At 71.3% G+C, this 14402-nt stretch carries 11 protein-coding genes; 5 read left to right on the forward strand and 6 right to left on the reverse strand.

Translation table 11 applies throughout. The features are described 5' to 3' along the window. Positions 1 to 21: 21 nt before the first annotated feature. From AB0H76_RS02495 to AB0H76_RS02510, 4 genes are read left to right on the forward strand one after another with little or no spacing between them, the layout of a single operon-like run. Complete coding sequence (locus AB0H76_RS02495) at positions 22 to 1611, forward strand: ABC transporter substrate-binding protein (protein ID WP_357316274.1); 1590 nt, start codon at positions 22 to 24, stop codon at positions 1609 to 1611. Then, a complete protein-coding gene (locus AB0H76_RS02500) occupies positions 1608 to 2567 on the forward strand; it encodes an ABC transporter permease (RefSeq protein ID WP_357316277.1) in 960 nt (319 codons plus the stop codon). Before AB0H76_RS02495 ends, AB0H76_RS02500 begins: the two co-directional genes overlap by 4 nt. After that, entirely contained in the window at positions 2564 to 3430 is an 867-nt protein-coding gene (locus AB0H76_RS02505; RefSeq protein WP_357316280.1) for an ABC transporter permease, read from the forward strand. Before AB0H76_RS02500 ends, AB0H76_RS02505 begins: the two co-directional genes overlap by 4 nt. After that, positions 3427 to 5115, forward strand: a complete 1689-nt coding sequence (locus AB0H76_RS02510; RefSeq protein ID WP_357316283.1) for an ABC transporter ATP-binding protein — start codon at positions 3427 to 3429, stop codon at positions 5113 to 5115. Before AB0H76_RS02505 ends, AB0H76_RS02510 begins: the two co-directional genes overlap by 4 nt. A gap of 3 nt (positions 5116 to 5118) precedes the next feature. On the opposite strand, the gene AB0H76_RS02515 is transcribed toward AB0H76_RS02510, so the two are convergent. The 6 genes from AB0H76_RS02515 to AB0H76_RS02540 form a co-directional block, all read right to left on the reverse strand. Beyond that, positions 5119 to 5466 carry a DUF1330 domain-containing protein gene (locus AB0H76_RS02515; protein ID WP_357316285.1) on the reverse strand — a complete coding sequence of 116 codons (348 nt, stop codon included), beginning with the start codon at positions 5464 to 5466 and terminating at the stop codon, positions 5119 to 5121. Between the two features lie 79 nt (positions 5467 to 5545). Beyond that, positions 5546 to 7294: an NTP transferase domain-containing protein gene (locus AB0H76_RS02520; RefSeq protein WP_357316288.1), complete on the reverse strand. Its 1749-nt coding sequence runs from the start codon at positions 7292 to 7294 to the stop codon at positions 5546 to 5548. Positions 7295 to 7457: 163 nt separating this feature from the next. Next, positions 7458 to 8210 carry a VOC family protein gene (locus AB0H76_RS02525; RefSeq protein ID WP_357316290.1) on the reverse strand — a complete coding sequence of 251 codons (753 nt, stop codon included), beginning with the start codon at positions 8208 to 8210 and terminating at the stop codon, positions 7458 to 7460. A 27-nt stretch (positions 8211 to 8237) separates the two neighbouring features. Next, positions 8238 to 8546 carry an MGMT family protein gene (locus AB0H76_RS02530; protein ID WP_357316293.1) on the reverse strand — a complete coding sequence of 103 codons (309 nt, stop codon included), beginning with the start codon at positions 8544 to 8546 and terminating at the stop codon, positions 8238 to 8240. Between the two features lie 2 nt (positions 8547 to 8548). Further along, a complete protein-coding gene (locus AB0H76_RS02535) occupies positions 8549 to 9334 on the reverse strand; it encodes an alpha/beta hydrolase (RefSeq protein WP_357316296.1) in 786 nt (261 codons plus the stop codon). A 53-nt stretch (positions 9335 to 9387) separates the two neighbouring features. Further along, positions 9388 to 10284, reverse strand: a complete 897-nt coding sequence (locus AB0H76_RS02540; protein ID WP_357316299.1) for a hypothetical protein — start codon at positions 10282 to 10284, stop codon at positions 9388 to 9390. A gap of 361 nt (positions 10285 to 10645) precedes the next feature. Between AB0H76_RS02540 and AB0H76_RS02545 the strand changes: the two genes are divergently transcribed. Continuing rightward, the gene (locus AB0H76_RS02545) at positions 10646 to 14401 is read left to right on the forward strand and encodes an ATP-dependent DNA helicase (RefSeq protein WP_357316302.1); all 3756 of its coding nucleotides are present in this window, start codon (positions 10646 to 10648) and stop codon (positions 14399 to 14401) included. Position 14402: the final 1 nt, after the last annotated feature.

The raw sequence follows: 14402 nt of genomic DNA on the forward strand, positions 1-14402 counted from the left end.
TCTCCCGAGGAAAAATTCACCATGAGCTCTACCCAGGGCGCGCCTCTCGGCCGCCGGAACTTCCTGCGCAACACCGGTATCGCCGCTTTCGCGATCCTCGGCACCGGTGCGCTGGCGGCCTGCACCTCCGCGGTCAACCAGCAGCGCGGAGGTGACGACAACGCCGCTCCGGTGCGCGGTGGCACGCTGAAGTACGGCGTGCTGCTGGATCTGGTGCCCGCCAACATCCTCACCAACACCGGTACCACGCCCTACGTGGTCGGCCTGGTCTTCGAGAGCCTGGTGCGCTACCCGCACGACAAGCTGGAGCCGCAGCCGCTGCTGGCCGAGAAGTGGACACTGGCCCCGGACGGCGCCTCGATCGCCCTGGACCTGCGCAAGGACGTGAAGTTCCACAGCGGTCGCGCCTTCACCTCCAAGGACGTCGAGTTCTCGCTGCGCACCTACGCCGACGCGAAGTGGTCGGCGCAGCTGAAGAGCACCGCCGCCGCCATCACCGGCTTCGACACCACCGACCCGCACAAGATCGTGCTGACCTTCGCCCATCCGCTCGGCAATATCTTCGACCTGCTCGACACCGTGCCGATCCTGGACAGCGAGTCCATCGCCCAGCTGGGCACCGGCGAGCAGATCGTCGGCACCGGCCCGTTCCGCTTCGTGCAGCGCATCCCGAACTCGCAGTTGATCTTCGAAAAGAACGCGAACTACTGGGTGCCGGAGCGGCCGTACCTGGACCGGGTGGAGCTGTCGGTCATCCCGGACAGCCAGGCCCAGCTCAACGCGCTCAAGTCCGGCCAGCTGCACTACGCCGACGGCATCACCTACCGCGACATCGAAAACCTCGCCAAGACCGACGGTTTCGAAACCTTCGCCTTGGAGGGCGCCGAGCTGCAGGTGTATGTCGGTGTGAACGTGCAGGATCCGGTGCTCTCGGAGGTGCGGCTGCGCCAGGCCATCGCCTACGCCATCGACCGGGAGCGGATCGTCAGCGAGGTCTTCCGGGGCGCGGGCTACGCGGTGAACGTGCCGTGGCCCAAGGGGTCCCCGGCCTTCGACGCGACGCGCAACACCCGCTACGCCCGCGATGTGGCCAAGGCCAAGCAGCTGATCGCCGGGTTGCCGAAGCCGCCGAAGATCCCGCTCACCTACACCGGCTCGATCGGGACACACGAGGCTTCCGCCCAGATCGTGCAGGCCAACCTTGCCGAGATCGGCATCGAGGTCGAGCTGGTGCCGGTCGACAACGCCTCCTTCGTGCGCCAGCTGATCGGCGCCCAGTTCCCGGGCCTGTGGCTCACCGATCACTCCTGGGCGCAGTTCGTGCCCTCGACGCTGACCGTGAGCGCCTACCCGTTCAACGCGCGCAAGAACGCCTCGCACTACGAATCGCCCGCCTACGTCGCCGCCGCCGACAGCGCCTGGAAACTGCGGCAGGCCACCGGCGCCGAGGCCACCAAGGCGTACCAGGCGCTCTCCGATCAGCTGCTGGAGGGCCTGTTCCTGATCGAGATCGGCGTGCGCTTCGCACAGGGCGCACAGACCAAGAAGCTGCACGGTTTCGACTGGACCAAGCGCCGGGAGTCCGTCCTCACGGAGGCGTTCCTGGCATGACGGCTTATCTGCTGCGCCGGGTGCCCTCCGCGGTGGCGGTGCTGTTCGGCGCCTCGGTGCTGATCTTCCTGCTGCTGCGCGCGGTGCCCGGTGACCCGGCCAGCACCCTGGCGGGCCCGGACGCCACCCCGGAATCCATTGCCGCCATCCGGCATCAGCTCGGACTGGACCGTTCGGTGCCCGCGCAGTATGTGAGCTGGCTGCACGGCCTGCTCACCGGCGACCTGGGCCGGTCCTACATCATCGGCGGGCAGATCGGCGATCTCATCGCGCGCGGGCTCACCAATACCCTGGTGCTGGCCGGTTCGGCGCTGCTGCTCGCGGTGCTGGTGAGCCTGGCGGTCAGCATCTCGGCGGTGCTGTGGGAGCGGCGCTGGCTCAATGCCATAGTGGCGGCGGCGAATACGGTCGCGGTCGCGATACCCACCTTCGTCACCGGCGTGCTGCTGGTGCTGGTATTCGCCATCGCGATTCCGATCCTGCCCGCCGGCGGCATCCCGCCGGACGGGTTCGCGGCACAGCCCGACATCACCGTGCAGTACCTGCTGCTGCCCTCGATCTGCCTGGCGCTGCCGGTGGCGGCGGCACTGACCCGCTTCCTCACCGAGGCGCTGCGCACCGAACTGGGCAAGCCCTACGTGCTCACCGCGCGGTCGCTGGGTGTGCCGCACCGCGAGATCGTGACGCGCGGCGCGCTGCGCAACGCGCTGCCCACCATGCTCACGGTGCTCGGCATCCAGTCCGGCGCGCTGCTCGGCGGCGCCGTACTGGTGGAGGCCACCTTCGCCTGGCCGGGCATCGGGCAGCTCATCGAACAGGGCATCAACCGGCGCGACTACCCGGTGGTGCAGGCGCTGCTGCTGTTCTCGGTGGCGGTGTTCGTCGCGATCCAGCTGACCACCGACATCGTGCACGCCTATCTCGACCCGCGCATTCGTATCGGAGGCAACCCATGACCGAGACGCTGGTCGCCGAGGTCGAGACCGAGCCGGAGCTGGTAGCCGGGCGGCGCCTGGGCCAGGCCCTGCGGCGGGGGCAGGGCCTGGCCGGCGTGCTGCTGGTCGGCGGCATCGCGCTGCTCGGCCTTGCCGCCGGTCTGCTCGCGAAATACGATCCGCTACAGCAGATTCCGTCGGCGAACCTGCTCGGCGCGAGCGGCGAGCACTGGCTGGGCACCGACAATCTCAATCGCGATCTGTTCGCCCGGGTCCTGCACGGCATCCGGGTCAACCTGTTCGTCGCCTTCGTCGCGGTCCCGATCGGCGCGGTGCTCGGCTCGCTGGCCGGGCTGCTGTCGAGCCTGCACGCCGTCGCCGACGTGATCACCCAGCGGATCTTCGATCTGCTGCTGGCCTTTCCGGCGCTGATCCTGGCGATCGCGCTGGCGGCGGTCACCGGCCCCGGCGCGCACACGGTGATCATCGTGATCGTCGCGGTGGAGATTCCGTTGTTCGGCAGGCAGATTCGCACCGCCATCCTCGCGGTGCGCGAACAGCCGTTCGTGGAGGCCGCCGAGGTCATCGGCGCGGGCTCCTGGTGGACGCTGCGCAAACACGTGCTGCCCAATGTGCTCGAACCGCTCGCGGTGCAGCTGGCCCTGTCGATGTCGCTGGCGGTGTTCGTGGAGGCCGCGATGAGCTTCATCGGCATCGGGGTCCGGCCGCCGGACCCCTCGCTCGGTGGCATCATCGCCGACTCCATCGCCTACCTGGACGCCAACCCGGCGTTCGCGGTCGGACCGCTGCTCGTGGTCTCCGGCCTCACCCTCGGGTTCCTATTGATCGCCCAGGCGCTGGGCCGGGCCAGGAGGATCGCATGAAAACCGCAGTGATCGACCGGGAGTCGGCCGCGTCGACGCCGGGCGCCGCCGAGGCGAAGCCAGTGCTGAGCATCCGAGACCTGCACGTGCGCTTCGGATCCCGGGCCGTCGTGCACGGCGTGGACGTGGACGTCGCGCCCGGCGAGGTGGTGGCGCTGGTCGGGGAATCCGGCTCCGGTAAATCCCTCACCGCCCGCGCCGCGCTCGGTCTGCTGCCCGCCGGTGCCACGGCCACCGGGTCGATCCGGCTGGTGGGCACCGAGGTCGTCGGCGCGGACGAGGCGGAACTGACCGCGCTGCGCGGTATTCGGGCCGCCATGGTGTTCCAGGAGCCGCAGACCGCGCTCAATCCGGTGCAGAAGGTCGGCACGCAGCTGACCCAGGCCTTGCGCGCGCACCAGGCGCGCTCCGGAGCGAAAACGCTGTCCAAGTCCGAAACCCGGGCCCGCGCCGTGGAATTGCTGCGCCTGGTGGAGATCCCGGACCCGGAGCGCCGCTTCGACTGGTACCCGCACCAGCTCTCCGGCGGTCAGAAACAGCGCGTCGTGATCGCGCTGGCGCTGTCCGGCGCGCCCGACTTGCTGATCGCCGACGAGCCGACGACGGCGCTGGACGTCACCGTGCAGGCCGAGATCTTGGATCTCCTGCGTAGCCTGCGCGAATCACAGGGCACCGCCGTCCTTTTCATCACGCACAACCTGGGTGTGGTCGCCGAGATCGCCGACCGCGTCGTAGTACTGCGCGCGGGCCGCGTCGTCGAGGAGCAGCCTGTCCACCAGCTGTTCGCCACACCGGCCGCGCCCTACACCCGGGAGCTGCTGGCCTCGGTGCCGCGCCTGCCGGGGCCCGAGGAGGCCGAGCGGATCGTGGTGGAGACCGCGCCCGACCCCGACGCCGAAACCGTGCTGCGGATCAGCGATTTGAGCGTGGTCTACCGCGGTCGCGGTGGGGACAAGGACTTCCGGGCGCTGAGCGACATCTCGCTCACCCTGGCGCCGGGCGAGGTGATCGGCCTGGTCGGCGAATCCGGTTCGGGCAAGAGCACACTCGGCCGTACGGCGCTCGGGCTCATTCCGGCGCACTCCGGGCAGGTCGAGTTGACCGGGATTCCCCTCGGCGGTCTGCGGCGGCGCGAGCTGCGCGCCCTGCGTAAGCACGTCGCGCTGGTGCATCAGGATGTCACCGCGTCGCTCGATCCGCGCCGCAGCATCGAAGACGCGATCGGGGAGCCCCTGGTCGTGCACCGTGCCGCCTCGGGGGCGCTGCTGCGCGAAAAAGTCGGCGCACTACTGGAATCCGTGCGCCTGCCGCGCGATTACGCCGGCCGTCGCCCCGGCGAGCTGTCCGGCGGGCAGCGCCAGCGCGTGGCCTTGGCGCGCGCCCTGGCCCTGTCGCCGCGACTGCTGGTCGCCGACGAGCCGACCAGCGCCCTCGATGTCTCGGTGCAGGCGCAGGTCCTGGACCTGTTCACCGACCTGCGCGCCGAATACGGCTTCGCCTGCCTGTTCATCAGCCACGATCTCGCGGTGGTGCACCAGGTCGCCGATCGGGTGCTGGTGCTGCGCCGCGGCGAGCTGGTCGAAACCGGCGCTGTCGCGGAGGTTTTCCGTAATCCGGCGCACGAGTACACCCGGGCACTGCTGGCGGCGGTCCCGATTCCGGATCCGGAACTCGCGCGGCGCTAGGCCCTACCCCGCGGGCAGCTCGGCGCGCAGCTCCATGGCGCGCTTGTGCGGGTCGTAGCCGGGTCCGACACCGTCGACGAGCACCAGATCACCGTCGATGTGGTCGGAGCGCAGCCGCAGGATCGCCTGGTAGGCGGGCGAGTGGTACCAGGCGCGGGCCTGCTCCACGTCGGGAAATTCCAGGAGCACCATGCTGCCCGGCCAGCTGCCCTCGAGAATGTCGAGCGGCGGCCCGTGCACCAGGAAGCGACCCTGGAACGGATCGAGGGTGGCCTGGATGCGCTCCAGGTATTCCAGAATGTCGGGGTGCGGGCGGCGGGTGTGCAGATGGGCGAAACCATAGGCGGGCATGGGGTTCCTTCCGGTGGCGGGAGACCGTTCGACCGTAGGTCCGCCGCCGTAAGCCCGGCAATTACCTCGCAGGTAAGACTCAGCCGTGCAGCGGGAGGAACTCGACGTCGGTGCCGTCGACGGCGTGCGCGGGCACGATCACCAGCCCGTCGCGATCGATCAGGCCACCCAGATGCGCGGTGGAGCGGTGCGGTTCGGCCAGAAAACCGCCGAAGGGCGCACGTCGCGCCGGAAGCACGCGGGCGACCGGACCCGCGACGGAATACGCGTTGTGCAGTGGGCCCAGATAGGGCCGGGCCGGATGTGCACCGGTGCGGCCCTCGACGATGGCCGGGGCCAGCGCCATCAGGGTGGCGATGGCCGCGAACGGATTGCCGGGAAGGCCGAGAAGTGTGGTGTGGTCCGGTAATTCGGCGACCAGCGTGGAGCCGCCCGGGCGCAGTTCCAGGCGCGGTACCAGCACCTCGGCCTCGGCCCGGGTGACCGCGCCGCGTAACTGATCGGCGGCTCCGCCTCCGGTCGCGCCCACGATCACCAGCAGATCCACATCGCCGACGGTGGTGAGGACATCGTCGAAGCCGGTCGGCGTATCGCGCAGATGCACCCGATCCACGGTGTGAATTCCGTACCAGGACAGCACTTCCGGGAGAATCGGGCCGATCGAGTCGCGGGTCTGACCGGCCTGCAGCGGTCCGTCGCTGCGAATCTCGTCGCCGGTCATGACGATTCGGGCGCGCACCGGCCCCCGGATCAGCGCCTGGGTCACCTCGACGCTCGCCGCGGCCGAGATCAGTCCGGAGGTGACGGGGGTGGCCTCGGCGGCCACCAGATCGCCGGGGCGGCGGTCCTCGCCGCGCCGCCGGATATCGTCGCGCTCCGGGGTGCCGGGGATCCGGGTCAGCACGTTTTCCGGTGTGACATCGGCGAATTCGTCCCGCAGCACGATGCTGGTGCCGTCCGGGACATGGGCGCCGGTGGCGATGCGCACCGCCTCGCCGGGCAGCAGGCCGACCGGGCGCTGCCCGCCCGCGAAGCCGATATCGCGGCGCAGCCGCCAGGGCCCGTCCCCGGCGGCGGCGTAGCCGTCCATGGCGGACACATCGAAGCGGGGCAGCCCGCCGGCGGCGATGATCGGCCCCGCGAGGGCCGCGCCGCGCACCGCGCGCAGCTCGGTCTCGTACGCGGTGAGCTTGGAAAGCCTGGCGCGCAGCACATTCCGGGCCTCGTCGAGCGGAAGCGGCCGGGGCGCGGCCGCCTGATCCGCCGCCTCGCGCGCGGCCCGCACCTGCTCGGAGGTGTCGCAGTCGTCGACACCGGTGAGGTGCACGGTCACCGTCTCGTCCGGGATCAGCGCCTTCATCGGCTGGTTCACCAGCGAATCGAGTTGCGCCAGTGCGGCAATCAGCGCCGTGCGCCGCCACACCCCGATCAGATACTGCGGCCGCCCCGACCGGTCGGCGGCGAAGACCGCGTCCGCGCCGGTTTCGGTCTCCTGCCGCAGTAATTCACCGATCGCGATGTCGGTCAGGAACGGCATATCCGCGGCCAGCACCACCACCAGCGGTGCCGGGCCCGGTTGCAGGGCGTTCAGACCGGCCTCGATCGCCGCCACCGGGCCCGAACCCGGCGGCACCTCCCGCACCTGGAGGATCTCCGGGGGCAACTCGGGCCGGTAGGGCCCCACCACCACCGTGCGCGCACAGCCGGCCACCGCCGCCAGCGCCGCATCCAGCATGGAACGCCCGCCGATGACGATCGCCGGTTTGTCCACACCGCCCATCCGGCTGGCCCGCCCGCCGGCGAGCACAATCGCATCGGCGGCGGTCACGATAGGGGCGCCGAGGCTGAAGACAACATGGCCGACATGCTAATTCGTCGGTCCGCCGCACTTCGCGCACCCACCCGCCGACCGGCCAGCCGCCCCAGGTCACCGGGTGATTCGTCGGCGGGTCGGCGGCCGGATCGGGCCGGGCTGCGGGAAGTGCGGCGGCTCACACCGGGGTGAAGTCGGAATAGGTTGTCAGCACGTTGAATTCGTTGGTCTCGGGGTCCGCGAGGGTAAACGCGTCGGTGGCGAAGTCGGGTTCGGCGGTGATCAGGGGCGTGGCCCCGGCGGCGCGCAGGCGCCGGACGTCCTCGGCCGGGTTACCGGCGGGGAGGGACGTGAGGTTGAGCCGTAGTCGGTTGCGCCCGGCCTTTTCGTCGGGCGTCTGGACGAATTCGAGCCAGCAGCCCAGCCCGGTGGCCGAACGCAGACCGGCGACCTGGGGTCCCACGTGGGCGACCGGCCAGCCCGAGGCGGTGGCCCAGAATTCGGAGAGCCGGGCCGGGTCGCGGGTATCGACCACGATGGCGGCCACGGCGCCGGTGTCGACGTAGTGCTCGCGGGGCTCCAGGACGCAGAACTCGTTGCCCTCGGGATCGGCGAGCACCGCCCACGGCACATTGCCCTGGCCGACGTCGATGCGGCGGGCGCCCAGTGCCAGGGCCCGATCGACCTGGACGCGTTGATGATCCAGGGAGCGGCTGGCCAGATCGAGATGGATGCGGTTCTTCCCGGCCTTGAGCCGGGTGGCCGGTAGGAAGGTGAGCGCGATATCCACACCGGCCGGGTCCGGCGCGGCCACGTCCACCTCGTGGGGGCGGTCCAGCGTCACCACCCAGCCGAGCAATTCAGCCCAGAAATCCGCGATGACTCGCGGCCGGTCTACCTCGAACACGACACACGCCAGTCGAGTGGACATCCGCTAACGGTAGCTCGTGCGGGCCGGCTAATCCGGCAGTTCCGGAAACCGGAAACGTGCGTCACGCAAGTCCACTCGACCGTCCCGGATCGGGACGCCCTCCTCGGCCAGCCGTTGCAGCTGGCGGTGCGCGAGGTGGGCCGCGGGCTTGCCACCCGCGCCGAGCACGCGGTGCCAGGGGAGATCGGCGGAGTCGGTGCGCATGATCCAGCCGACGGTGCGCGGGGTGGACAGGCCGGCGGCGGCCGCGATATCGCCGTAGGTGGCGACCCGGCCGCGCGGAATCCGCGCCACCAGCGCGCGCACCGCCTCGATCTGGGCGTCGGTGGTCGGCATCGCTACAGCGCCGCTCGGATGAGCGCCGCCGTCTCGGCGGGACGAGCCTGCGGCACCATGTGGTCGCAGTCGAATTCGTGCACCGTGAGCGCAGCGCCCAGGTGCGCGGTGAGGGCCGTCCGGAAGGCCGGCGTCACGAACGGCGGCTGCACTTTCATCGCCTGCACCAGCACCGTCGGCAGGCCCGCGGGCGGCAGGACGAAGGCGCGCGCCAGCTGGCCCCAATAGGAGGTGACCGCGGGCAGGCTCAGACGCCAGGCCACGCGCCCGTCCTCGGTCGGCACCAGGTGCTCGGCGAGTTCGGCGGCCAGCAGCCGGGATTCGACGTCGTGCCAGGCGCTGGCGAGCTTGTCCCGGCGGGCCTGCTCGAGATCGGCGTAATCCGGGTGCGTGATCCCGCGCTGCGCGATGTCGTGCAGCAGACCCGGATCGAGCGCGATCGCGGGATCCAGCAGCACCAGCCCGCGTACCAGCTCCGGGTGCCGGTCGGCCAGGTGCAGCGCCGTCGCGGCGCCGAACGAGTGACCGACCACCAGCACCGGCTCGGTGGTCTCGGCCCGCAGCAGCGCGACCAGGTCGGCGACGACCGTCTCGAAATCCCACGGCGGCAGCGCGGTCGAGCGCCCGTGCCCGCGCAGATCCGGCGCGATGATCCGGACGTCGGTCAGGTGCTCCGCGGCCAGCGCGGCCCAGCGCTGCCCGTGCCCGGTCAGGCCGTGCAGCGCCAAGACCACGGGCCCCGCGGCGGGACCGAAACGATGAACATGCAGAGTCGACACCCCGCCCATTCTGTCGGCTCGCCCGGCCGGCCGCCCGCACGTCCCGGCCCGCGGGCGCCGGGTCAGGCGTCCGGGCCGGTCCCCCAGCTGGCGTGCTGCGCAACCTGGTTGGGCTCGGTCAGGCGGCGGGGGTCGCTGCCGTCGCGGTTCATCACCCAGAGCTCGGCGCCGCTGTCGGGCGTCGTCCGCGGGCGGGTGTAGAGGATCTGCGTGCCGTCGGGGGAGAACGCCGGGTTCACGGTCCATTCGTCGGTGAGCGGGCGGACGTCGTTGCCCTCGGCGTCCATCTCGTACAGTGCCGTGCGTTTCTTCCCGCCCCGGTCGCTGGCGAAGACGATGGCGGTGCCGTCCCGGCTGAAGACCGGGTCGCTGTTGCGGTGCTCGTCGGCGAGCAGCGCCCGCGGCTCGGTACCGTCGGCGGCCATCACCCAGATCTGCGTGCCCCGGGTGAACACGATCTTCGAACCGTCGGGGGAGAACGCGGGACTGCGCGAGGAATCCTGGTTGGGGCCGGTGGTACCGGGCAGATCGCCCAGTTGCCGCAGCTCGCCGCCGTCGGTGTTCATGATGAACAGGGCGCCGCCGCGGGTGAAGACGATGTGGCGGCCGTCGGGCGCGAACGTCGGGTCGTACCCGCCCTCGGCGAGCTTGCGCAGGCCGCTGCCGTCCACGGCCATGGTCGAGATCCAGCCGCCGCCGGTCACCAAGGTCGCGCCGTCGGGGGCGAAATTCGGATCGCTGCCGGCCGCGATCCGGGTGCGGTCGGAGCCGTCGGGATTCATCACGAAGATCGACTTCGAGTCGTCGAACGCGATCTTCGCCGTCCGCGCCGGCTCCACGGTCCGGAACAGTTCACGCTCCGCGGGCTGCCCGTCGTCGGACCCGCAGCCGACGGTAAGTCCCGCCAGCGCAACGGTTATCGCGGCGGCCCGCAGCAGCCGGCTTCGTCTCTGACGCATGCCGCCCAACCTATCCGGTCCCGCCGGACCCGGGCTCGGCGAAACCTGTCCGAGGGGCAGGGCATGATCGCCGGCAGTGGCCGAGGAAGGGCGGCAGGCGCCGGTGCGAAACGCGGCTCGATCGAGAAGGGGCAGGAGGCACCGATCCGCGGGAAATACGAGCCCGACCGGCACCGGCCCGGGCCGCGCGGCCGGTCGGTGAACGCCGGGCGACGGTGATGTTGACTACGTCCGTCCGGAGTGGTCGCCCGGTGTGTCGGTCGTGTCTGTTGCAATAGCCCGCGTGGTGCGATCGGATAGCGCGGTGCGACTTGTTCGCCGGAACGCAGCGGCACCCGGGGCGCGGCTCTGGGGCGCTGAGGTGCGCGCGCTGTTCGAAGCCCACGCCTCGGCCGATCCGGCGCGTCCGGGGTGGCGTCCGTGGCAGTTGCTCGGCGGCCCGGGCACCGGCAAGACCGCGCTGCTGATCGACCTGGCCGCCGAACGGATCGCGGCGGGCGCGGATCCGGAATCGGTGCTGCTCCTGACCCATTCCAAGCAGGCGGCGCGCAGTGTGCGCGATGCCATCACCGCGCGGCTGTCCGGGCCCGACGGCACCGACGGCGGGGTGCCCGGCGCCACCCGCGAGCCGCTGGTGCGGACCCTGCACTCCTACGCGTTCTCGGTGCTGCGCCGGCACGCGCTGGTGCACGGCAACCCGCCGCCGCGTTTGCTGACCGGTGCCGAGCAGGATGCCGTGCTGCGCGAAATGCTGCGCGGGGACTTGACGGACATCGCCGACGGCAACGACGCGCTGTGGCCGCAGCGGCTGCAACCCGCGCTGGCCCTCGGCGGGTTCGCCGAACAGTTGCGCGACCTCATGTTGCGCGCCACCGAACGCGGCATCGGTCCCGAGGATCTGATCAAGCTCGGCCGCGAGCACGGCAAGTCCGAGTGGGTCGCCGCGGGCCGCTTCGCCGTGCGCTACGAGCAGTCCATGCTGTTGCGCTGGTCGGTCGGCGTGGAGGCGCCCGAGGCCACCGCGCCGGCGCTGGACGCCGCCGAGCTGATCGGCGCGGCCCTGGACGCGCTCGCCGCCGACCCGAACCTGCTTGCCGCCGAACGCGACCGCATCCGGTACCTGCTGGTCGACGACGCCCAGCACCTGGACCCGCAGGCCGCCCTGCTGGTCCGGGTGATCGGCACCGCCGCGCACGCCGCCGTCGTCGCGGGCGATCCGGATCAGGCCATCTTCACCTTCCGCGGCGCGGACTCCAGCTTCGTCGCCGACCTCGACGTGCCCGCCGAACGGCGGATCGTGCTGCGGCGCAACCAGCGCTCCGGCGCCGCGGTGCACCTCGCGCTCGCCCGGGTCGCCGCCAAGTTGCCCGCCAGCGCGCCGCACCGCTTCACGCTGCCCAGCCGGGCCGACGAACCCGACGCCGACGGCGCCACCGTCCGGGTCCGGGTGCTGGCCACCCCGGCCAAGGAGGCCGCGCTGATCGCTGACCATTTGCGCCGCGCCCATCTCACGCACGGGGTGCCGTGGTCGCGGATGGCGGTGATCGTGCGCTCGGTGCCGCTGTCGCTGGCCCCGCTGCGGCGCGCCCTGCTCGCCGCCGGAGTGCCGGTGCAGCAGCCCGCGCTCGATGTGCCGCTGGCGCGCAGGCGCGGCGCGGCCTGGATGCTGCTCGCCCTGCGGGCGCTGCTCGCCGCGGAGCGGTCTCGGCGCGCCGCCGGGGAGATGTTCACCGCCGATGATGCGCTCGATCTGCTCGGCGGGCCGCTCGGGAGCGCCGACCAGATCACGCTGCGGCGGTTGCGCCGCGGAATCCGGCGTAGCGTGCTCGAGTCGCAGCGGAAGCCGGTTCGCAGTGGAGCTGCCTCGGTGGTGGGCGAAACCGATTCGCCGCCTGTGGATTACGTGGGTCCGCATGCCGAGGAGGGTCGGCTTGTCGATGAATCCGATTGGCTGAGTGCTGATTCCGACGGCGGCGATCTGCCGCCCGAGGAGGAGAGCAACCCTGACTCGGTTGATCCCGCGCAGCGTGCGGATCCGGCGGCCGGGGAAACCACGGCGGACACCGACGATCCCGACTGGGGTTCCTACGATCCCGAACAGTGGGTCAGCGAATCCGATTGGTACGGCGACGATCTGGACTGGGGTCTGGAAGTCGCCGAGCACGCCGACGACAGCCGCCGGGGGCGGCCACCCGTCGTGCCCACCGAACCGGAGCGCCGGGAACCCGGCCCGGCGCCGGACGACGCGGACGAGCAGATCCTCGATCTCGAAGCGCTGATCGAGCTGTCCTCGGCGGATGTCCTGCGCGGCTTGCTGATCGGTGAGATCGATCGCGCCATCATGGACAAGCTCACCGACGTCGAGGCCCGGCCGCTGCGCCGGGTGCTCGATGCCCTGGATCGGGCCCGCGCGGCGCGCAAGGGCGGCTCGGGCCTGGAAGACGTGATGTGGGCGCTGTGGAGTACCTCGCAGCTGGAGCGGCGCTGGGTGTCGCAGTCCGAACGCGGTGGGGCGGTGGGCATGCAGGCCGATCGCGATCTCGACGCCGCCGTCGGGCTGTTCGACGCGGCCGCCGCGTATGTGGACCGACTGCCGCGCGCGAGCATCGACGGATTCGTCGAATACCTGGTGCAGCAGGAGATTCCGCAGGACACCGCGCCGCTGACCGCACCCGGCGAAGCTGTCGCGCTGGTCAGCGCGCACGCCGCGGCCGGCCGGGAATGGGACGTCGTCGCCGTCGCCGCGGTGCAAGAAGGCATCTGGCCGAACACGCGTCCGCGCGGCACGCTGCTGCACACCGAGGACCTCGTCGACCTGACCGCGGGCATCGTTCTCGGCGAGCAGGTGAGCCGGGCCGCTCCGATCCTCGCCGAGGAGCGTCGGCTGCTGCTCGTCGCGTGCAGCCGGGCCCGGCATTCGCTGCTGGTCACCGCGGTCGAATCCGTCTCGGGGGAAAGGGATCTCGTTCCCTCGCGTTTCCTCTCCGAGTTGCTCGGCCACGACGACGAGAGCGAACCCGGCGTGCTGCCCATCGCCGATCCCGGTCGCGCCCTGGTGATGCACTCCCTGGTGGCCGAATTGCGCGGCGTGGTCTGCGATCCCGAGGCCGACCCGGAACGGCGGGGCCGGGCCGCCCATCAGCTGGCCCGCCTCGCGCACGCCGGTGTGCCGGGCACCCATCCCGAAGACTGGTACGGCACCAGCGATCTCAGTTCCGGCGACTCGCTGTGGGCCGATGACGACAGTGCCGTGGCGCTGTCGCCGTCCACCGTGGAACTGCTGCGCACCTGCCCGCTGCGCTGGGCCCTGGAACGGCACGGCGGCACCGACGGCGACAATCCGCACGCGGTCACCGGCAATCTGGTGCACACCCTGGTGCAGGCGCTGGCGGGCCGGGTCCCCGAAACCCAGGTCCGTGCCGCCCTGGACAAAGCCTGGCGCGCCATCGATCCCGGCACCGGCTGGCACTCCCGCCAGGAACTGCGCCGCACCGAGGCGATGCTGGAAACCTTCATGGCCTGGGTGCACAACACCCGTGGTGAACTCACCCAGGCCGGCGTCGAAATCCCGGTCGACTGCGAACTGCCCGCCCGCACCGCCGAGGAACGCGCCGTGCGCATCCGCGGCCGCGTCGACCGCCTGGAACGCGACGCCCTGGGCCGTTTCGTCATCGTCGATGTGAAGACCGGCAAGACCCCCATCACCAAACAGGCCGCCGTCGACCACGCCCAGCTCGCCACCTACCAGGTCGCCGCCGCGATGGGCGCCCTCGACGCCGCGTTCGGCGAAAACGACAGCGCCCCAGCGGATTCCGTCACGGACCTGGATCCCACCGAGGCCGCGGCCGAACCGGACCCGGCCGCCACCCCGGCCGAACCCGGTGGCGCCCGCCTCGTCTACGTCGCCAAACCCAGCACCAAAGAGGGCGCCACCCAACGCCTGCAACCACCCCTGGACGCCGAATCCCTCGACCAGTGGCGCACCACCATCCACGACGCCGCCGCCGCCACCCGCGGCCCCAGCTACCTCGCCATGCGCAACGACGGCTGCCGCCACTGCGCCGTCGCCGGCTCGTGCCCCGTCCAGGACACCGGACGGCAGGTGACCGACGAATGAA

The sequence above is a fragment of the Nocardia sp. NPDC050712 genome, assembly GCF_040654295.1.
GTDB lineage: Bacteria > Actinomycetota > Actinomycetes > Mycobacteriales > Mycobacteriaceae > Nocardia.

Bases quoted from the DNA above. Each gene is read 5' to 3' on its own strand.
- AB0H76_RS02495 (WP_357316274.1), top strand. From the start codon at position 22: ATGAGCTCTACCCAGGGCGCGCCTCTCGGCCGCCGGAACTTCCTGCGC.
- AB0H76_RS02500 (WP_357316277.1), top strand. From the start codon at position 1,608: ATGACGGCTTATCTGCTGCGCCGGGTGCCCTCCGCGGTGGCGGTGCTG.
- AB0H76_RS02505 (WP_357316280.1), top strand. From the start codon at position 2,564: ATGACCGAGACGCTGGTCGCCGAGGTCGAGACCGAGCCGGAGCTGGTA.
- AB0H76_RS02510 (WP_357316283.1), top strand. From the start codon at position 3,427: ATGAAAACCGCAGTGATCGACCGGGAGTCGGCCGCGTCGACGCCGGGC.
- AB0H76_RS02515 (WP_357316285.1), bottom strand. From the start codon at position 5,466: ATGCCCGCCTATGGTTTCGCCCATCTGCACACCCGCCGCCCGCACCCC.
- AB0H76_RS02525 (WP_357316290.1), bottom strand. From the start codon at position 8,210: ATGTCCACTCGACTGGCGTGTGTCGTGTTCGAGGTAGACCGGCCGCGA.
- AB0H76_RS02530 (WP_357316293.1), bottom strand. From the start codon at position 8,546: ATGCCGACCACCGACGCCCAGATCGAGGCGGTGCGCGCGCTGGTGGCG.
- AB0H76_RS02535 (WP_357316296.1), bottom strand. From the start codon at position 9,334: ATGGGCGGGGTGTCGACTCTGCATGTTCATCGTTTCGGTCCCGCCGCG.
- AB0H76_RS02540 (WP_357316299.1), bottom strand. From the start codon at position 10,284: ATGCGTCAGAGACGAAGCCGGCTGCTGCGGGCCGCCGCGATAACCGTT.